Annotated in this window: 17 protein-coding genes; 16 read left to right on the top strand and 1 reads right to left on the bottom strand. The window is 57.9% G+C overall.

Annotation, left to right across the window (positions count from 1 at the left end):
• The 8 genes from HRQ60_RS23455 to HRQ60_RS01870 form a co-directional block, all read left to right on the top strand.
• On the top strand, positions 1–218 hold a 218-nt coding region (locus HRQ60_RS23455; RefSeq protein WP_216671442.1), incomplete at its 5' end, for a hypothetical protein.
• Positions 219–411: 193 nt separating this feature from the next.
• A complete protein-coding gene (locus HRQ60_RS01900) occupies positions 412–1,380 on the top strand; it encodes an ABC transporter permease (RefSeq protein ID WP_172193961.1) in 969 nt (322 codons plus the stop codon).
• A 52-nt stretch (positions 1,381–1,432) separates the two neighbouring features.
• Positions 1,433–2,308, top strand: coding sequence for a carbohydrate ABC transporter permease (locus tag HRQ60_RS01895; RefSeq protein WP_172193933.1), 876 nt, complete (start codon positions 1,433–1,435; stop codon positions 2,306–2,308).
• Between the two features lie 41 nt (positions 2,309–2,349).
• Positions 2,350–3,975 (top strand): extracellular solute-binding protein, encoded by a 1,626-nt coding sequence (locus tag HRQ60_RS01890; RefSeq protein ID WP_172193932.1) that lies wholly within the window; start codon positions 2,350–2,352, stop codon positions 3,973–3,975.
• A 96-nt stretch (positions 3,976–4,071) separates the two neighbouring features.
• The gene (locus HRQ60_RS01885; protein WP_172193931.1) at positions 4,072–6,534 is read left to right on the top strand and encodes a heparinase II/III domain-containing protein; all 2,463 of its coding nucleotides are present in this window, start codon (positions 4,072–4,074) and stop codon (positions 6,532–6,534) included.
• A gap of 77 nt (positions 6,535–6,611) precedes the next feature.
• Positions 6,612–9,938 carry an alpha-mannosidase gene (locus tag HRQ60_RS01880; protein ID WP_172193930.1) on the top strand — a complete coding sequence of 1,109 codons (3,327 nt, stop codon included), beginning with the start codon at positions 6,612–6,614 and terminating at the stop codon, positions 9,936–9,938.
• Positions 9,925–11,154 (top strand): glycoside hydrolase family 88 protein, encoded by a 1,230-nt coding sequence (locus HRQ60_RS01875; RefSeq protein WP_246281008.1) that lies wholly within the window; start codon positions 9,925–9,927, stop codon positions 11,152–11,154. The genes HRQ60_RS01880 and HRQ60_RS01875 overlap by 14 nt, the downstream gene beginning before the upstream one ends.
• Before the next feature lie 238 nt (positions 11,155–11,392).
• On the top strand, positions 11,393–12,922 hold the full coding sequence (locus HRQ60_RS01870) for a methyl-accepting chemotaxis protein (protein WP_172193929.1): 1,530 nt from the start codon (positions 11,393–11,395) through the stop codon (positions 12,920–12,922).
• A 157-nt stretch (positions 12,923–13,079) separates the two neighbouring features.
• Here the strand turns inward: HRQ60_RS01870 and HRQ60_RS01865 are convergent, their stop codons facing one another.
• Positions 13,080–13,880 carry an SDR family oxidoreductase gene (locus HRQ60_RS01865; RefSeq protein ID WP_172193928.1) on the bottom strand — a complete coding sequence of 267 codons (801 nt, stop codon included), beginning with the start codon at positions 13,878–13,880 and terminating at the stop codon, positions 13,080–13,082.
• 242 nt (positions 13,881–14,122) lie between these two features.
• Between HRQ60_RS01865 and HRQ60_RS01860 the strand changes: the two genes are divergently transcribed.
• From HRQ60_RS01860 to HRQ60_RS01825, 8 genes are all read left to right on the top strand, one after another.
• Entirely contained in the window at positions 14,123–15,367 is a 1,245-nt protein-coding gene (locus tag HRQ60_RS01860; protein ID WP_172193927.1) for a DNA polymerase IV, read from the top strand.
• Positions 15,364–15,705, top strand: coding sequence for a YolD-like family protein (locus HRQ60_RS23450; protein ID WP_216671441.1), 342 nt, complete (start codon positions 15,364–15,366; stop codon positions 15,703–15,705). Before HRQ60_RS01860 ends, HRQ60_RS23450 begins: the two co-directional genes overlap by 4 nt.
• Positions 15,706–15,751: 46 nt before the next feature.
• Complete coding sequence (locus tag HRQ60_RS01850; protein ID WP_172193926.1) at positions 15,752–16,186, top strand: YhjD family protein; 435 nt, start codon at positions 15,752–15,754, stop codon at positions 16,184–16,186.
• Positions 16,187–16,260: 74 nt separating this feature from the next.
• Positions 16,261–17,307 carry a phosphotransferase gene (locus HRQ60_RS01845; RefSeq protein WP_172193925.1) on the top strand — a complete coding sequence of 349 codons (1,047 nt, stop codon included), beginning with the start codon at positions 16,261–16,263 and terminating at the stop codon, positions 17,305–17,307.
• 185 nt (positions 17,308–17,492) lie between these two features.
• Complete coding sequence (locus HRQ60_RS01840; RefSeq protein ID WP_172193924.1) at positions 17,493–18,011, top strand: MarR family transcriptional regulator; 519 nt, start codon at positions 17,493–17,495, stop codon at positions 18,009–18,011.
• 249 nt (positions 18,012–18,260) lie between these two features.
• Positions 18,261–18,770, top strand: coding sequence for a DUF2243 domain-containing protein (locus HRQ60_RS01835; protein WP_172193923.1), 510 nt, complete (start codon positions 18,261–18,263; stop codon positions 18,768–18,770).
• 3 nt (positions 18,771–18,773) lie between these two features.
• Positions 18,774–19,694 (top strand): cytochrome c oxidase assembly protein, encoded by a 921-nt coding sequence (locus HRQ60_RS01830; RefSeq protein WP_246281006.1) that lies wholly within the window; start codon positions 18,774–18,776, stop codon positions 19,692–19,694.
• A gap of 77 nt (positions 19,695–19,771) precedes the next feature.
• Positions 19,772–20,407 (top strand): DUF4241 domain-containing protein, encoded by a 636-nt coding sequence (locus tag HRQ60_RS01825; RefSeq protein WP_172193922.1) that lies wholly within the window; start codon positions 19,772–19,774, stop codon positions 20,405–20,407.
• The last annotated feature ends 52 nt before the right edge of the window (positions 20,408–20,459 follow it).

Raw genomic sequence — 20,459 nt, 5'->3', positions numbered from 1 at the left:
CACCTTTGGATTTATTCTGTTCTTATCCTAAACCCAAATCGGTTTATCTTCCATCTTTAGTTTTAAAACACGCCCTAAACTTTTTACAAATAAAAATCGTATATCATCTTTCGACTTTGGGAATGTTCTTCTCAAAGTCTTTTTTTTATTTCTTTGCCTACTCATTCCCAACAGCTTTTAGCCCGCCGCAAATTCTGAAACCCCGTCAAAAAACGTGAATCCCACGCCGCTGCAAGCTTCCTCGCTATTTTCACCCCTACTTCACCCGGCAATCGCAAAAAACGTTACCCGCTCGAAACCTGACAATTGCCGAAAATTTGCCGCTTGGGTACAGTGGGGACACAGCCAAGAGAAAGCGCTTGCATGAGTGTTCCGCTGATGGCCGTATCATTCTATTTCGGAGGTGAGCAGATGGGCAGCCTGAATATCGGGGCGAGCAAAGACAGCGAGAAGCAGAGCCGTCTGAGAGAGCAAAGCGCTCTGGGCAAACGCCGGCGCTGGAATATGAACAAACCTCTTCTGATCATGTTCCTGCCGATCGCGATTTTCTTTATCCTTTTCAAATATGTGCCCATGTTCGGTTTCATTATCGCATTCAAGGACTACAACTTCGCGGACGGCATGTTCGGCAGCCCATGGGTCGGCTTCGACAATTACAGGTATCTCTTCCAGAACCCCGACACCCTGGGCATTATCCGCAACACGCTGGTGCTGAGCGCACTGACCGTGTTTGTCGGATTTCCGTTCCCGGTCATTCTGGCGATTCTGCTCAACGAAGTACGGCGCTCCTGGTTCAAACGCTGGACGCAGACGCTGCTGTATCTCCCGCATTTCCTCAACTGGGTTATCGTGGGCGGACTGGTGCTGATGATGTTCTCGATCGAGACGGGCTTCGTCAACAATGTGCTGGAGCGGATCACCGGCAGCGCGTACCCGTTCTTGTTCAATGAAGGGTCGTGGATCACGATCTTTGTCGCTTCCGGAATCTGGAAAGGCGCGGGCTGGTCGGCGATCATCTATCTGGCGGCTCTTACGTCGATCGATCCGAGCCTGTACGAAGCGGCGGGCATGGACGGGGCGGGCAAATGGAAGCAGATCCGCCATATCACGCTGCCCGGGCTGATGCCGACGATCGTGCTCATGTTTATTCTCGGTATCGGCAATGTGATGGATGTCGGCTTCGATCAAGTCTACGTGCTGCAAAATGCGGTAGTCATCAACGTGGCGGAAGTGATCAGTACCTGGAACTTCAAAGTGGGCCTCGGTTCGGGTCAGTTCAGCTACGCGACGGCGATGGGATTGTTCGAATCGCTGATTGGGCTGACGCTGGTGCTGGTGGTCAACGGGATCGCCCGGCGGTCGGGACGCGGACTGTGGTAAGATTCCGTGTCCAAGGTCGCTCGCATCCGTCAAACGAAAGGGGAGAATGGCGATGAAGCCGACAAACGGCGAAAAAGTATTTTACGGCATCAACTATATCATTCTGGCGCTGGCCGCCCTCAGCTGCCTGCTGCCGATCATCCATATCGCCTCGCTGTCGCTCAGCGGCAATGAAGCGATCACGCTCGGCAAAGTGGGGCTGTGGCCGCGCGACTTCACCTGGACGGCCTACAGCAAGCTGATCGAGGACACGAATATCGCCGGCGCTTTTCGCAACAGTCTGGTCATTACGCTGGTCGGCACGGCGCTGAATATGGTCTTCACCATTCTTGCCGCGTATCCGCTGTCCCGCAAACATTTCTACGCGAGACGCACCTTGACGCTTGCGATCGTCTTCACCATGCTGTTCACCGCCGGTTTGATTCCCAATTATCTGCTGGCGAAATCGCTTGGGCTGGTCGGCAATTACGGAGCGTTGTGGCTGCCGGGTCTCGTAAGCGTATACAATCTGCTCGTTCTGAAGTCCTTTTTTGAAAATATTCCGGAAGAACTGGAAGATGCGGCGCGGATCGACGGCAGCGGCGAATGGCGGATCATTCTGCAGATCGTGCTTCCGCTGTCGATCCCGGTCATCGCAACGATCGCGCTGTTCTACGGGGTGGCGCACTGGAACTCGTTCTTCAACGTGCTGATCTATATCAACGACCCGGAGCGCTTCAATCTGTCGGTGCTCGTGCAAAATATGATCCAAAGCCAATCGCTGATGTCGGAACTGGCGATGCTCGATCCGGACGCGTTCCGCAAGCTTACGCCCGAATCGATCCGTTCCGCCGGGATTATCGTGATGATTCTTCCCATGCTGATCGTGTACCCGTTTTTACAAAAATATTTTGTCAAAGGCATGCTGATTGGATCGGTCAAAGGGTGACAGAATGCGCGTCTACTCAAACACAAGAGAGGGGTAAGGGTATGGGCAAACAGAACTGGAGTAAAACGATGATAGGCGGATTCGCGGCGGTCACGGCGCTGTCGATGGTGCTGGCGGGCTGCGGATCAGGCAGCGAGAAGCCGCAGGCGGCGGACGGGGAAAAAAGCGAGGCCAAAGAAAAAATTTCCGTTTCCATTTACGACCGCGGCCAAATCCCCAAAGAGGAAGGCACCTATTCGGATAACCGCTGGACCCAATGGATCAACGAAAACGGGCCGGTTGGCGTCGATTTCGTGCCGATTCCCCGGAACGAGTCGCAGCAGAAATACAGCATGCTGTTCGCTTCCGGCGATGCGCCCGACCTGGTACTGGAATACGATACGGATTTCCTGAACTCGCTGTGGACGCAGAAACAGCTGCTGCCGCTCGATGATATCGTCGAAAAAAGCAGTACCGAATACAAAGCGCTGCTGGAGAAAGTTCCGGCACTGCGGACGCTTGGCACGAAGCCGGACGGCAAGCTGTACAATATCGGCATGGTCACCAAACCGGAAGTGCTCGGGGCGATGGTCATCCGGCAGGACTGGCTCGACAAGCTGGGGCTTGAAGTGCCGCAGACGACCGAAGAACTGTACGCGGTCGCGGATGCTTTTGCCAACGAGGATCCGGACGGCAACGGAGTCAAAGACACGTTCGGGATGAATCTCAGCCAGTTCGCTTCTTTCTACGTGGACGCCATGTTCCAGAACGAGATGTTCATTATCGAAGACGACCAGCTGGTGCGCCAGTTCGACCGGATCAAGCCGGCCTACGAGTTCAAGAAAAAATTGTTCGAGAACGGCATCGTGGACAAAGACTTCCTCTCCGACAAAAACGGCCAAAAAGCGGAGCAGGATTTTGCCAGCGGCAAACTCGGCATCTATCTGGCTTACCGCTCGGTGATCAGCAAAAACTTCGATACGCTCAAAAACACCGATCCGAACGCGAAGGTTACCGCCATGGCGTTCCCGGAAAGCGAATTCGGCCGGTTCGGTCCCGACTTCAATCCCTCGATCCAGATGACGGGCGCCGTGAACGCGAACGCGAAGAATCCGGAAGCGGTCATGAAATATATCGACTTCATGGTTACGCCGTCGACGGTCGAGACGCTGATGAACGGCGTCGAAGGCGAACATTATACGAAAGAAAGCGACGGCAAGATCAAACCGGTCGACGAAAAGAAAAACGAAACGGAAATGGGCTATCTGAACGACTACCGGATGTTCATGCCGAAATATATCGTGGAAAGCAGCAACGTGGACGGACGCCAGCTGGACTCGGCCGATCCGATCGACAAGGAATGGCTCGCGATCGCGGCCGAGATGGATACCCTGTATCTCGATCCGGCGCATCCGCACCCGGGCTTCACGCACGCCAAGTTCCGTCCTTCGCTGGATAAAGCCATGACGACAACGTTCAACGACGGCTGGAACAACATGAACGATACGATGGCCAAAGCGGTCGTCAGCGGCAGCGGCTACAGCGTCGATCAAGGCGTGGAAGACGTCAAAAAATCGTGGTACGCATCCGGCGGACAGGCGCTCGAAGACTGGTACAAACAGTGGTACCAAGACAACAAAGACTCCTGGATCTTCATGGAACAGCTCTACACGATGAAATTCGAGTAACGCTTGGGCCGCGTCGGACGGAGCCGAACAGTCATACGCTAAAAAAACGGCTTCGGGCGGATCTTCGCACCGGAGCCGCTTGCGGGAGGACGGAATATGCTTGTATACGACGAACAAACGCTTGAACGGACAAGGCGGCTGATCGCTTCGGAACCTTCGGTGAAGCGGGGCTGGGCGGCTTTTGCAGCCGACAGGTCCGCGCGAGACGTCAGATGGCTCGAGGAAGCGCGGGAGCGGATTGCCCGGCTGCGGGAACGCTGGCTGACGCATGGAGGCAGCAAGCGTTTTACGCTGGGCAACGAAGTGCGGGAGCTGGCCAAAGAAGCGCAGAACCTGGCTTTCTACGCCAAGGTCGAAGGCGGCGAAGCGGCGGAGCCGATTGTGCGCGGACTGATCGGGCTGCTTGGCGAAGAAGAAAGCTGGGTTTACCAGAGCGGCGGAGGCCGGCATTCGGATCTGTGGACGGCGGATATCGGCGTCTATCTCTCGTCGGCGTACGACGCGGTGAAGGAGTCGTGCAGCTTGCAGGAGCGCGAAGCGATCGAAGAGATGCTGTACCGCAAAGCGTACGTGCCGCTGTACGGCGACTGGCTGCATCCTCTTCGCAGGATTCATGCGCTCGATACGATGGGCCATAACTGGTGGATCGTCTGCGTATCCGCGGCGGGTCTGCTGCTGCTAACGATTCGGGGCCGGGTTCCGCATGCGGAGGAAGCGCTGCACACGATTACGGAAGGCATCCGGGAATGGTTTGCGTATCCGGGCAATGTGCTGCAGAACAAACAGGCTAATTTCGGTGCGGACGGCGACTATGTCGAGACAATGGGTTATCTGGATTATGCGCTGGGCAATTTCCTGGTCTTCGAAGCGGCTTACCGGCGGCAGACCGGAGACGTTTCGCTCGGCGAACTGCCGGTGCTGGCCCGGATTCCGGAGGTCTATATGCAGACCCTATATTGGAAAAAGGCGGAGGAGCAAAGCGCGGCGGGCGAAGAGGTTACGGGAAACGTCGGCACTTTTCATTTCGGTGACGAAGGCGACCGCAGAAAGCATGCCTATGTCTGGCTGGAATTGGCTGACCGCTACCGGCATGCGGGTCTGCTGGGATTGTTCAACGATCTCAAAGGCGATCCGTCCGAGGCAGCGGAGTTTGCCTGCTATCCGGAAGGGCTGACAGCGGAGAGGCCCGTGACCGGCGAAGAAGAAGGCATCACCGTATTCGCCCATTCGGGCTGCGGCTTCGTTCGCTGGAAAAGCGGCCAGGAGCAGGCGGTGCTGGCGGTCAAGACGGGAGAAAGCTGGAACCACAACCATCTGGACGCCGGTACGTTTATATTGACTCTCGGCGGGCGCGTTTTTGTCGACGACTCGGGACACTGCGCCTATTCCAAACCGCTGTACAACACATATTACAGACAGTCGACCGCCCATAATATCGTCCTGCTGGACGGCCGGGGCCAGGCGCCGGGACTGATCGAGGAAGGGACCAAATTTCCCGGCTCGCTGCCCGATCGCTTGGACATGCCGGGTTACAAGTATCTGCTTGCGGACTGTACAGGGCCTTATTCCGGATTATACCGAAGATTCTACCGGCACTTTCTCTGCCTGGACGGAGCGATGATTCTTGTCGACGACCTGCAGTCGGAACGCGACGGAACCTTCGAATGGCTGCTGCATATGCCGGCCGGACTGAAGATCGGGCAGGGCAGGGCGGAGCCGTATTTGTCTCTGCGCAGCGAAGAATGCGAGATGCGGGTTATGCACCCTTTTCCGCAGAAAAAAGAATACGTACAAACCCGAGGCTACCTGCATGCGAAGCTCCGCGGCAGCGGGGAGGAAGATGTATTTCCCGAAGCGGATTATGCCAAGATTCGTTCCGCGTCGGTGGAGGGACGAATCAAGTGGGTCAGTGTGTTTCTGCTGCCGGCTGCGGAAGAGTCCTGGACAAGCGTACAGCGTCTGGACGAAGCGGACTACGGTGCAGGGGCGGCGCCGATGCCGGACGCTCCGCTGCCGCAGCGCGGCGAAAGCGCCGCGGCAGCGGAAAGTTCCTCCGACGGCGAAGACGTCCAGGCGCTTCGCTTGAACCGCCCGGACGGAGGGAGCCTCGATCTGTTCGTCAATCCACGGGCCGACGGCCGGGTGATGCACGACAATTCCCACGCGGTCTTCGGCGAACTTGAGACCGATGCGTTCCTGAGTACGCTCGCTCGCGATGCGTCCGGACGCATCTGCCGGGTTACTCTGCATAACGGCAGCTATCTCAAGCTGGGCGGACAGTGTCTGTTCAGTTCGCTGCTCAAAGCCGGCGCCGCGCTGGATTACGGGAACGGACTGCATGCGGAAGTGTCGCTGTCCGCGGATGCCTGGTGTTATTTTGCGCCTGCCGCACCCACGCCCGGCACGCCCGATTTCTCCGGTGCCGAGGCGGGTCTGCCGGTTGACGCGCAAGAGCAGGCCCGCGGTGCGGGACTGCGTTTCGACCCCGATTCGGGACTGTGGAAACGCCGGATGGAAGCGGGGCAAAGCGGGTTCCGTCTGCTCTTCGACCTTCCATAAGGCCTCTGACGGAACGTGTCTACCTTGAACCTGCCGCTCCAACAGGCCCTTACTTCAATCGAACGGAGGTTTATTCGATGTTCAAAACCGAAGAAAAATGCAAAGCGCGTCTGGACGAACTGGAGACGTTCCGGCATCGCGTCGTACACGCGTTCCGCGAGCTGGAAGTTCTGCCGGACGAAGCGGGCGAGATCGCCGCTGCGCCGCCGTCCGCCGATACGGCGGGCTGGGCAGGGATGCCGATCGGCAGCCGCTGGACCGGACGCGACCGCTATTTGTGGCTGCGCCTGGAGGTTCGGCTGCCCGAGCCGGTCCCGGGGCACCGGCTCGTCGGACTGTTCGATTTCGGTCTGACGCCGCACGGGAACAGCAGGGGCTTCGAATCTTTGCTGTTCGTAGACGGCCAGCCGCGCCAGGGAGTCGATTCCAATCACCGGGAAGTGTTTCTGGACGATCTGGCCGGACAGACGGCGCAGCTGCATTTCCGGCTGTGGTCTGGACTTGAAGGAGGCGGTCCGCGCACCGAGCAGGAGCATCTGCTGGCCCGGGCGGACCTCTGCCTGCTGCATGAAGAAGCGGACGATCTGTATTATACCGGCCGTGCGGTGCTGGAGACCGTGTACGTACTTGGCGATACCCGGGCCGAGCGCCACGATCTGCTGCTTGCGCTGGACCGCTCGCTGAACCTGCTCGATTGGTCCCGGCCGGGTTCCGAAGCTTTCCGGGCTTCGATTGGGCTTGCGCTCGCGGAGTTGAAGCGCCGGCTTGTCGCTCTGCGCGCCGATTATCCGCAGCCGGCCGATCCCGTTACCGTGCGCTGTATCGGACATACGCATATCGATGTGGCCTGGCTGTGGCGTCTGCGCCATACGCGGGAGAAAGCGGCCCGCTCCTTTTCGACGGTGCTTGCGCTGATGGAGCAGTACCCGGATTATGTCTTTCTGCAGACCCAACCCCAGCTCTACACCTATATCAAGCAGGATTATCCGCAGCTGTACGAACGAATCCGGGAAAAGGTGCAAGAAGGACGCTGGGAAGCCGGAGGCGCCATGTGGCTGGAAGCGGACTGCAATCTGACTTCGGGCGAGTCGCTGGTGCGGCAGATCCTGCACGGGACCGCTTTTTTCAGAGAAGAATTTCAAACGGAGAACCGTTATCTGTGGCTGCCCGACGTGTTCGGTTACAGCTGGGCGCTGCCGCAGATCTTGCGCAAGTGCGGGATTACGTCGTTCATGACGACCAAGATCAGCTGGAGCCAGTACAACCGGATGCCGCATGATACGTTCGTCTGGCGCGGGATCGACGGTTCCGAAGTGCTGACCCATTTTATTACGACGCCCGAGATCGAGTTTCCGCAGGAAAGCTATTATACCTATAACGGATATGTCGTGCCGGAGACGGTACAGGGGATCTGGGAGCAGTACCGGGACCGGCCGATGAATCGCGAACTGCTGCTGTGCTACGGCTATGGCGACGGAGGAGGCGGCGTGAACCGCGACATGCTGGAGATGCGGCGCAGGCTCGAACAGATGCCGGGTCTGCCGAGAACCGTCACGGGACGGGCGGACGAATATTTCGAGCGTCTGGAGCGCACGGCGGCGGAGACCGAAGCGTACGTGCATACGTGGGACGGCGAGCTGTATCTGGAAAATCACCGGGGAACGTATACGAGCCAGGCCTGGATCAAAAAAGCGAACCGGCACCTGGAGCTTGCGCTGCGGCGTACGGAGATGCTGTCCATCGCAGCCGACAGGCTGGGCGCGGACGCTTCCCGTGGCGATCGGCGGCAGATTGCCGAAGCGTGGGAAATCGCGCTGCGCAACCAGTTCCACGATATCATTCCGGGATCGTCGATCGCGGAAGTGTACGACGATGCCAAAGAAGAATATCGGGAAGCGGAGCGGCTGACGCATTCGGCGCAGCAGGCGGCGATTGAGATTCTGCTGGATGCCGGGTCGAACAATACAGATGGCGATACGGGAAAAAGAACCGCACACCCGGGTACGCTGCGCTATACGCTGTTCAACGATTCTTCCTGGCCAAGCGAAGGTTTGGCGGAGATTGCAGACCTCGAAGCCGAAGCAGGCTTGGCAGCGCAGGGGCAGTGGCGCACGCAGGGCGGGCGCAGGCTGGACGCCCAGCGAAGCGGCTCGGGCTGGCTGGTGGAGACCGGCGGCGTACTTCCGCTCGGGTTTGCGGAGATTGTCTTCGAGCCGTCCGGGGAGCGGGCGCCGATCGACACCGCCGCAGCGGGAGAGCAGGATGCGGAGCAGGCGGAGAACGGATTCGTTTGGGCGGACGGCTGCCTGGAGACTCCGTTTTATCTCGTCGAATGGGACGAAGCGGGACGCCTACGGCGTCTGTATGACCGCGAACATCGGCGCGAGGTGCTGGCTGCGGGCCAAGCGGGCAATGTGTTTCAGGTATTCGAAGACAAGCCGCTGCAGTTCGACGCGTGGAATATCGATCTTTTTTATACGGAAAAAATGCGGACGGTCGACGATCTTCAATCCAAGCGTCTAAAAGAAAACGGACCGCTGCGGGTAGCGGTCGAATTCGAATGGATCTATGGCGATTCGAAAATTCGTCAGGAGGTGCGCTTGTACCGCAGCAGCCGAAGAATCGATTTTGTGACGGAAGTCGACTGGAGAGAACGCCGCCAACTGCTCAAAGCCGCTTTTCCCGTCGATATCCGCGCCGCGGAAGCTTCCTACGAGATCCAGTTCGGCAGCGTCCGCCGCCCGACCCATTGGAATACGAGCTGGGATTACGCCCGGTTCGAGACAGTGGGCCATCAGTGGGCGGATTTGTCGGAACGGGGCTACGGGGTGAGTCTGCTGAACGACTGCAAATACGGATACGATATCAAAGGAAACACGCTGCGCCTGAGTCTGATCAAATCGGCCGAATATCCCGATCCCGATGCGGATCTGGGCGAGCACGCCTTTACTTATTCGCTGCTTCCCCATACCGGCGACTGGGCGGAAGGCGCCGCGGCGCAGGAAGCGTGGGATTTGAACAGTCCGCTGTCCGTATGGCCGGGTTCTTCCCGGTTGGCAGGACAGTCTCTGCTGCAGTCTTCGGCCGCGCATCTCGCGATCGATGCGATCAAACCGGCAGAAAACGGGGATGGAGTCATCGTACGGGTACACGAATGCGAAGGCCGCAGCGGAGAAACGGAACTATTTTTCGCTCTGGGCACGGCATCCTGGCAGGAGACCGACCTGCTGGAGCGTCCGATCGGCGAAGAACGCACCGATGCCTGGAGTTTTGCCGTCAAACCGTATGAAATCCGGACGTTCCGCGTGCGATTCGGGGATTCCGCTTCTTCTCAAGCGGAAGAGGCGGACAAGAAGCGGATGCACGGCGGAGCGGAAAGCGGGGTTCACCATGAAGCACGATAACACGAACCGTTCCGCGGCAGCCGAAGACTTCTCTCCGGCCGAGAATAGGGAGACGGGACTTGCGGGGCAGTCGGCAGACAGGGGCGGAAAGCTCCCGGTGTTCGAGCGGGCCGCCGCTTACGCTTTGCGGCAGATCGATGCCGGATTGGATACCTTCGGACCGTGCGCGTATCCGGCTCCGTCCAGTATCGGGGGCGTATATCCGGCGATCTCCAATTTCGAATGGACGTCGGGTTTCTGGACCGGCATGCTGTGGCTGGCCTATGAACTGACCGCAGAACCCAAATACCGCCGCGCTGCCGAAAGCCAACTGCCGGATTATCGGCTCCGCCTGGATGAACGGATCGGGACGAATACGCACGATCTGGGCTTTTTGTACAGTTTGTCCGCGGTGAACGAATACCGGATTACCGGAAATCCCAAAGCCCGGGAAGCCGGGCTGATCGCGGCGGATCTGCTGGCCGAGCGGTATCTGCCGCAGGCCGGTATCATCCAGGCCTGGGGAGACCTGAACGATCCGTCCGAGCGCGGGCGCATGATTATCGACTGCCTGCTGAATCTGCCGCTGCTGTACTGGGCCGGCGCGGAAACGAACGATCCCCGTTATGCGCAGTACGCGCTCAGCCATGCGAGGCAGTCGGCCCGCTATCTGGTCCGTCCCGATCGCACGACCTATCACACGTATTATATGGATGCCGAGACCGGCAGGCCGAAGTTCGGCACCACCCATCAGGGTCATGCCGACGACTCGTGTTGGGCAAGAGGCCAGGCTTGGGGGATTTACGGGTTCATGCTCAGCGACCGGTATACCGGCGGATCGGAATTCCTCGAGACCGCGCAGCCTCTCGCCGATTATTTCGTGGAAAGAACACCCGAAGACGGAGTGGTGTACTGGGATCTGGCGTTCAAGGAAGGCCGCGAACAGGAACGGGATTCTTCCGCTTCGGCGGTAGCCGCCTGCGGCCTGCTGGAGCTTGCGCGCCGTCTTCCGTCCGGCAGCTCGCAGAGCCGCAGCGCCGAACGCCGGGCGCTCGATATTCTGAGCGCACTGGACGCCAACTATACGACGCGCGATCTTCCGGGATCGAACGGCATCCTCAAACACGGCGTATACAACAAGCCCCGCGGGATCGGCATCAACGAGTGCACGATCTGGGGCGACTATTATTATTTCGAAGCGCTGGTCCGGGTACTGAAGCCTGACTGGCAGCCCTGACCGAAGAAGCCGGGAGTTTTCGGTTTTCTTGGGGGATGCGAACACAGCCGGATAGAAAAAAGGCGTGCAAAAACAGACAATGCGCTGTTTGCAGGCCTTTTTTTCGTGCAAAAACGGACATATTCAAAAAAGAACCGTCTAATCAAACAAAATACTTCATTTATTGTAATTAAATGTCGAATAGTTGGTAACAATCCGTTTAATCTCACAAAATCCAATTTGAATGCGGAGGCCTACTATGCTCGCCAAACAAAACCGCTTGATGCTGTCTTTGACCACCGGTACGCTGCTGCTTTCCGCCCTGACTCACTATCTCAATCGATCGCTTGGTATTTTCGACCGGATCATGCAGAACCCCGGTATTACTATCATGGATCATGCGGCGCATGCGAGCGACAATCCGATTATGCTGAATATTCTGCTGGTGCTCCCTGCCCTGTTGTTGGCAGTGGCGCTGCTGCTGTATAAAAAAAATACCGCCCACAGCATGGTCCCGCTGCTGAACACGCTGTCGCTGACTTTTGCCTGCCTGTCGATTACGGCCGGTGGCGGAGGATATGTCGAATTCCACTTTTCGATTTTTATGGTCGTGGCTTTTCTGGTTTTTTACGAAAGTGTCGCGCTCGTGGCGTTAATGACCGCGATCTTTGCCGTCGTGCATGTCACCGCAACTTTTTGGATGACCGAATTGTACCTCGGCAGCGAAACATACACCCTTACGATGCTGCTTCTGCACGCGGTATTCCTGCTCTTGACGAGTGGAGCGGTCAGCTGGCAGATCGTTGTCAAAAAGCGGTTCTCTCAAGCCGTTGAAGCGGAACGCGAGGCGAAGCGCTTGGAGCTGGAGCAGGCGTTCAGCGCGCTGCGCGGCATGTCGGCCCGTCTGAACGGCACATTCGAAGGAGCGGCGGCAAAGTCGGAAACGATCAGCGAATCGGGACGTGCCTTGTCGGCTTCCTTTGACAAAGTATCGTCGGAACTGGATCTCCAGCAGGAATCGGTCGAACGGGTAGGACGGAATCTGGATGACATCCATGCGATCGTGGAAGAAACGCGTGAGACTTCACGGGAAGCCGGCGCTTATGCGGAAAGCGCACGCTCGCTGCTGCCGCAGGCGGTCGGGGAAATGCAGCGCCTGCAGGGCGGCATGGAAGAACTGGCGCGCAAAGTCGGGGAGACGGCGCAAACGATACGCGGTCTGGACGAATCGGCCGGAGAAGCGGATCGTATTCTCTCGGCAATCCGCGAAGTAGCCGACCGAACCAATCTGCTGTCGCTCAACGCTTCAATCGAGGCGGCCCGGGCCGGGGAACAGGGAAGGGGCTTCGCGGTCGTTGCCAGCGAGATTCGGGCCTTGGCGCAGCAAAGCCGTAATAGCGCGGAAGAAGTGAACCGGATTTTGGGCGGTATCCGCGAAGAGACCCGTGTTTCGGCCGTACGGATGAATGATAGCCGGGAAATGACGGAAACGAGCCTGGAGCAAATGACCGGCGCGATTTCATTGCTGGACGAAGCGGATGCCAGCGCGTCGAAATTGATCGGCGCGGTAGACAGAATCGGAGGACGGGTCGAGAAATTAGCCGACCAATCGCGCCGGATTTCGGACGAAATGCACGGTGTATCGGCCGTTAACGGCCGGACGACGGACGCGCTGCGCACGTTCGGCCGAACCGCCCAGCATCAGGTGGAATCCAGTCTCGAAATGAACAGCGAACTGCAGGAACTCAGACAGCTGTCCGGCGAAATTCGCGAACGCTTCGGAGCTTGAAGAAGCCGTCGGCGGGAAGCCAAGAATGAATCAGCGTTTTTTCGAAACGTACACGAACGAATACAAAAAGGAAGCACAAACTCGAGCGCGGCTCGGTTTGTGCTTCCTTTGTTGTTATTGCTTCGAATCCGCAAGCAGATGTTCAAAAAGAGGTTGTTCAGATCTTCTGTTCCCACAGCTTCGCTTGGTACTCTTTGACCTGCTGTTCGGACGCTTCCGGCCAAACGGTGCGGAATTCATGCTTGTCCTGCGGAATAATCTCGACCATCTTGTTGATCATATCCTGCGGATCGAACTGCTGGGCCAGCATCTGCTCGCCTTTGAGCAGATCCGAACGTTTGGTAAAGTTCTTTTTCTCGTCGTACCATTTTTCTTTTTCCTCGAACATCATGTCGTTGAAGCCCGTCTTGTACGGACCCGGATTGATCGTGGCCACCTGCACGCCGTAATCTTCGAGTTCCTGCTGCAGAGCCTGCGCCAAGGCTTCGAGGGCATGTTTGGAAGCGCAGTACGGGCCGAGAAACGGATTGACGCTCAAACCGGCGATCGAACTGGTGAATACAATCTTGCCTTTCTTTTTGGCCACGAATTTGCGGGCTGCGATCTGCGCAAGTTCGATCGCGCTGAAGAAGTTCGTTTCGAACACCTGCCGGACATTGTCCACAGGCACTTCCGCAAACGGACCGGTATGACCGATCGCGGCGTTGCTGACGAAAATATCGAAGTCATGTTCGTTCACCTGCGCCCGGTCGAGCGGATTATTGACGTCAAGCTTGAAAACTTCGATGTCGAGTCCTTCGGAACGGGCGTATTCGCGGAATTCCGGCACCTGCGAGATCGTTTCTACGGTCGCGATTACCCGGTGTCCGGCGCGCGCCAGGCCGATCGCGGTTCCTTTGCCGAGACCGCTGCCCGCACCGGTGATGAATATCGTTTTTTTGTTCGAGAAAATAGCCATGTCCTTGTCCTCCTTCATCGTTCTTCCGAAATGGGATGGTTGAAATCGAACCTCGTGTCGCGATCGAAGCGAAAGCGAATCTTTGAACTTTTACCCGGCATCGGAATTACGAATCAGGATGGCTGCCGAAAAAGGAGCAGAAAACTTGTTTACAGAACGTATGTTCGGTGTATAATAAAAGTAAAACGACAGAGCGGAAGGAAGGCCCAAATGCCGACCGTCGACAGATCGGAGGAAACCGTATGGCAGCGAATCGAATCGTCATGCTGGTGGACATGGAAAGTTTCTACGCAGGGGTCGAGAAGGCCGGGAATCCCGCACTTCGGAAAGTCCCGCTCGCGGTAGTCGGAGACCCCGAGGTGCCTTCAAGTGCGGTACTTGCGGCCTGTCCTATTGCCAAAAGGTATAATATTCGTACGGGGGAACGGCTGGATGCGGCGCTCGCCAAATGCCCGTCGCTGACGGCGGTTCGCCCGAGAATGCTTGCTTACATCGAGGTGTCGGCGCAAATCGCGGGCATTCTCGAAGCGTATACCGATTTGGTCGAACCCTATTCAATCGACGAAATGTTTGCGGATGTAACCGGGTCGCTGCACCTGTACGGGGGCGATCCGCAGGAGCTGGCGCGGTTGATCCAGAGCCGGATTGCGATCGAAACGGGAGTACGGGCGAGATTTGGCATCGGCGGCAACAAGGTCCGCGCCAAGCTCGCCTGCGATCTGGTCGCCAAGCGAACCGGAGAAGGCATTTTCTTTTTACATAAGCAGGAAGACTGGGAGCAGCGGATCTGGAGCGAACCGGTTCGCCGGATGTGGGGCGTAGGCGGCAGAATGGAGAAACATCTGCACGGTCTGCGTATTCTGACGATCGGCGATCTGGCTCGAACGCCGCCCGACAAGCTGCAGAGCCGCTGGGGTGTTAACGGGGAGGTGCTGTGGCGGATCGCGAACGGACAAGACGATTCGCCCGTGTCTCCCTGGACGGCGAGAGAACAAAAAGAGATCGGTACGACGATCACGCTTCCCCGCGCTTACCGTCTGCAGAGCGAAATCGAAACGGTGCTGCTCGAGTTGTGCACCGAGATCGGACGCCGGGCGAGGAGGATGCGCCGGATGGGCGAAGTCGTCTCCGTCGGCGCGGGAGGCGAAGGCGGCAGGCGCGCAAGCCGGGGATTCCGCCTGCGAGCCGCTCTGCCCGACCCCAGCGATATGACTTCGGAGCTGTTCGAGACGGCTCGCCGCCTGTTCCGCGAAGGTTGGGACGGCTGGCCGGTCAAGCGCCTCAGTCTGTCGCTGTCCCGGCTCGGTTCCTCGGAAGTCTATCAGCCTTCGCTGTTTGAAGACCGGGAGCGCCAGCGCGCGATTGACCGCGCCATGGACGAAATCAAAGACCGTTTCGGCGAGACGGCTATTGCCAGAGGGCGTTCGTTTATGGACGAAAGCCGGGCCAAAGACCGCGCGGACAAGATCGGAGGACATTACAAATGACCAGGAAACTCGAAGGCAACGGACTGTGGGAATCGAGCCGGATGATTCTGCCGCAGTACCGGGAACGAATCGTGCGGGCGGCGGCGGAGAGGGATGCGAAGCCGGAAGCGGTACTGCACGAAGACCGGCTGGAAGAAATTGCGGAAGCGGTCAAGCGTTCGCTGGCGCTTGGACTGACCGTGCGTTTGGAACTTCGCCAAGAAGAAGAACATGCAGCGGAAGGGATCGTGGTCGACGCCAGCCCGCTTCAAGGCATGCTCAGGCTGCGGCAGGAGTCCGGCAGGGTTCGCCAGATCGCTTACCGCCATATCACGGGCGCATCGCTAAAAGAATGGTGAGACCGGACGGGGTCCGCAGCGAATCGGGCAAAAAGGAGTGCTGGCCATGCGAGCGACGGAAGAAGATTTTGCCCTGATCCGGGCGATGCTCGAACTGCCTTACCTGATCAAAGTGCTGGATGCCGATATGAAGCGGATCGAATCTTCCCCGCTGCGCACGAAAAAGGCGCTGCTCAGGCAGATGGACCGGCTGCGGGAAGAAGCGCGGCTGGAGATGCGCGAACTGCGCCATTCGCTTCGCGTCCGCGGGATCAAGATCGTGAAGCAGGACCGGCAGGAAGATCGCTTGTGCGCCGATTACGTGTGCCGGGGGCATCATGACCGGATGCTGTTGATGTGGAGCCGGATCAAAGCCGATGTGGAAGAAATCGCGGAAGAGTGTCTGGAAGTGAGGGCGCCGAGCGGCTTCGCCGGGCGGATCCGTACGGCAGTTCCGGCACATTCGGAGCTGGCGGGACCTGCGCAGCGGCAGGGCGAATGAATCTCGGTCGCCGTCTTCCTTTTGCCTGACGCGTCCCGTTATAATAAGAAGAAAACGCGACGGGAGAGGTTGGCATGGGGGGCACGGCAGGAGGAACGGCAAAGGGAATATTGGAGCAGGCGGTGAGAACGTATTGGCCGAACTACTCGGGAATTCCGGAAGCCGGCGCAAAAGGATGGAACAATACGACGCGGTTTGTGGAGCATGAAGGCAGCAAATACGTGCTGCGCGTCTACGAGACCCATCGCGAACCCGATCGGATTCTGTTCGAACACGAAGTGCTGCTGCATCTGGCGGAAGCCGGGCTGACGTTCCGGACGCCGGTTCCGCAGTCAGGTCTTGACGGATCGACCCTTGTTCGACTGGAAGACGGAAGCGGACGCTACGCCTGTTTGTTCGGATATATCGACGGGACCCGCCCGGCGGACGAAGACCGTCGTCCGCTGCGCGCATTCGGGCAGGCGGCGGGTGAACTGTCCGCGGCGCTGTCGCGGATCGAGACCCGGCTGACCCCGGCTTACCGGCCGTATTATGAGCTGGAACAGGCTTATCCGCTCTGTACGCCGGAACGGGTCGCCGCTTTTGGCTCCGGCTCCGGGCTTCCTGCCGGACTGTCCGGCGTAGAACCGGAACTTGGACATCTGTCCGCCGTCTACCGGGAAATTCTGCAGCAGACGGACAAGCTTCGGCATCTGCCGCATCAGCTTGTCCACGGTGACCTGAATGCTTCGAATATGCTGATTCGTACAGGCGAGCCGGATACAATCGAAGCGCTGCTGGATTTCGAATTCTGCACGTATGACGTCCGGGCGATGGAAGCGGCCGTTCTGTTGTCGGGGCTGCCCCGATGGGAACGCGGACTGCCCGATCCGATGGCTCTGTGCGGAGACGGGTTCCGCCGGCACGCTCCTTTGGAGGCGGCGGAGATCGAAGCGGTTCCTCTGTTGATGCGGCTGCGCAAGGTGGACGTCTTTTTGCACTTCCTTACCCGGTACTGGGAAGGGACGGACGGCATCGAGGTATTGGGCGAACAGATTCTTTCTTTGTCGGGCGACTTGAAGCGAATGGACGAGGAAGAAGCGGAACTGCTGCGAAGACTAACCCGTATTTTGTCCAATTGAGAATAGAGAACCGGCCGGATACCTCGTGTATCTGCCGGTTTTCTTTTGTTTTCAACCTATTTTTCCGTAAACAAGCAAAAAAATTTTTTATATTTCTAGTTGATTATCATTCTCAATTAAGATATATTGGTCACATCGGCAGTTCACATTCAGTTATCCCATTAGATCGGCAAGGAGTGAAAGCGATGGAAACCAGCCTATACCGCCGTCAAGCGGCACCGGGGGAATTGTATGCACAGATCCTCGACTTCCTGCACCGGTACGAAAGTCATAGACAAACCGAACCTTCCAGACTTCGGGCCATGATCGAAGACGAGGAAAAAGGCAGCCGGGTCGGCAGCCTCACGGTCGTCAACGCGATCCAATGTATCGGACGGCATGAACCGATCAACGGAACAACCATTGCGGAGAAAATCGGTCTTTCGCGCGCGGGCGTAACCAAGATCGGAACCCGTCTGGTACGCGAAGGCCTGGTCAAGCGCGAACGGATGCGCCATAACCGTAAAGAAATCTATTACCGTCTGACGCCGGAAGGCCGCGAACTCTTCGATACGCATCGGCAGCTGCTGGAGAACGAAGAAGAGCGGTTCCGCGTATTCCTCGGCGCTTACAGCGGCGAACAGCTTGCTTTTGTCGGCGAATTTCTGCGGCATGCGGGTGCGGAATTCGAGCGCCAGCCGCTGACAGTGAGCGATTCCCGCTGAGCTCGGCGAGTACAGCCGAAGCAGCGGGAACGAACAGACACCGCCTTTTCCATAGCTAGAGTGAAAAACAGCCGTGCAGGACGGAAACGTCTTTGCGGGGCTGTTTTTTTGTTCAAATCCTCGATATCGACTCGAAAGCAGCCGGCTTGCATTCGACCTGTCCCGAAAAGGGTATACATAAGTCAGGGCGTTTTTGCCGGCCCACGTAGGCGGTCGCACACAGCGATCCCGACCCAAGGAGGATAAGCCATGACAACCTTTTCGGAGCCCGCGGCAGCCCCTAACAAACAAGAAGCCGCCAAAGCCCGTTCCCGCAGCCTATGGTCGGGCATCCTGTTCGGACTCGGCTGCGTCGCTTTTATCGACGAAGTCGTATTTCACCAACTGCTGCATTGGCATCATTTTTACGACAAATCCACGACCGCCGTCGGACTGGTGTCGGACGGCGTGTTTCACGCGTTCAGCTGGTTCGCTACGGTAGCTTCCCTGTTCATGCTGGCCGATCTGCGCCGCAGGCGTGCCCTGTTTGCCGCACGCTGGTGGGGAGGCCTGCTGCTGGGCGGCGGGTTCTTCCAACTCTACGACGGCATCGTGCAGCATAAACTGATGGGGCTGCATCAGATCCGCTACGGGGTAGATCTGACCGCATACGATTGGACCTGGAACACTGCCGCCGTTGTGCTGCTGGTGGCGGGAGTGATCGTCACGTTTCGTACACGCGGCGAAGTTCCCGCTTCCGGCGGGAAAGACCGGGATTAAGACATGAATCATCTCGAAGAAACCGTCAATCTGCAAACCGTTCACTCTATGCACAATCATGGTGCGGGAAGCAGCGGATTCGATGCGGGATTCGGAATCCCCGGCGGACTAACGGATATGCTTCCGCTGCTTCTTGCGGCAGTCCTGCCGATCGCCGCTTATCTGACTGCGGTCGTGCTCACCAACCGCAGATATAAGCGCTGGCCGATTCGGCGCTCCCTGCTTGGCTGCACCGGCATTCTCTTATCGGCCGCGGCGGTTGCGGGTCCGCTGGCCGAAGCTTCGCATCATAATTTCACGCTGCATATGCTCGGCCATCTGCTGCTCGGAATGCTGGGTCCGCTGCTGATCGTCTTGTCCGCACCGGCTGCGCTGCTGCTTCGCTCGCTGCCCCGCAGGCAGGCGCGAATGCTGTCGCTGCTGCTGCGAAGCCGGGCGGCGGCCTTTTTGACTCATCCGATTACGGCGTCCGTGCTGAATATGGGAGGATTGTGGCTGCTTTACGCAACAGGACTGTTCGCAGCCATGCATACGTCACCGATCCTGTATGCCCTGGTGCATCTTCACGTCTTTGCCGCCGGTTATTTGTTCACCGCTGCGCTGATTCCGGTCGATCCCGCCCCGCATCGGACAAGCTTCCCGCTTCGGGCTGCGGTCATGATCGCGGCGTTTGCTTCACACGGAATTCTGGGCAAATTCCTGTATGCGTATCCGCCGGCGGGTGTCGTTCCCGAGGATGCGAAGAGAGGAGCGCAGCTGATGTATTACGGCGGAGACGCCGTCGATCTGCTGCTGATCCTTTTGTTCTGTTCCGCTTGGTACAGGCAGAGCGCCCGAACCTATTTGCGCTCTTCGCCAACAGTTTTGCAAGACGGATATCGAAGATCCGTTCGAAATCCGGGCAAAGAGGGTATACATGATTAAAGCGTTTTCTATCTGACAGTGCCGGCTTTTTGTGCTGCGGCACTGTCCATTTTCCCAACAAGAGAGGAAGAGATATCATGTCGAAATTTCTGCAAGACCTGCTGGAACCTGCCAATGGATCGCTGCGTCCGCAGCCGCTTGATGCTTTGAAAATTGCGTCGGGTCGGGTGGTCGCCTGCGATCCTCTGACTTCGACACTGGAAGCTTTCGAATACCAGGTCAAGCCCGGCACTTATCCGGTCTATGCTTGGCACAGCGAGCAGGAAGGAACGACCGCCGGGGCGGAGGTGCGTTTTTCCGATAATAAGCCGGTACGCTGGGAACTAGCTGTTCGTCCGGGACAGGATAAAAGCACGCTGAAACAAGACGAGCTGTTCGGTTATCCGGTCGATGCAGGAATAGGGAGCTTTGCCGACGAAGACGCTATCCGTGCCCTTGAAGCGCTGGATGGACGGCTTCAGGAAGAGTTGGGCGACGAGTATATCAGCCTATACGATAACCTGGTAGCCGATGTGTTGGAAGAACACGATGGCGTATGGGGCAACCTGACACCCGATGAAGAAGCCGGCTTGAACGTCATCATGTTTGCTTCGGGTTACGGCGACGGGTTCTATGCTTCTTATTGGGGAATCGACGAACATGATGAAGTCGTGTCGCTGCTGACGGATTTCCAAGTCGTTCAAGAAGGCAATGCAGGGCAAGACCAAGCCTGAATCGCGCTCGGTGGAGCGGCGGCAGGAAGACATCCCGTCTTCCTGCCGCTTT

It is taken from the genome of Saccharibacillus qingshengii, from assembly GCF_013185195.1.
Lineage (GTDB): Bacteria > Bacillota > Bacilli > Paenibacillales > Paenibacillaceae > Saccharibacillus > Saccharibacillus qingshengii.
The sequence above is the reverse complement of the archived record's forward strand: the minus strand, read 5'-3'. Positions and strand labels throughout refer to the sequence as shown.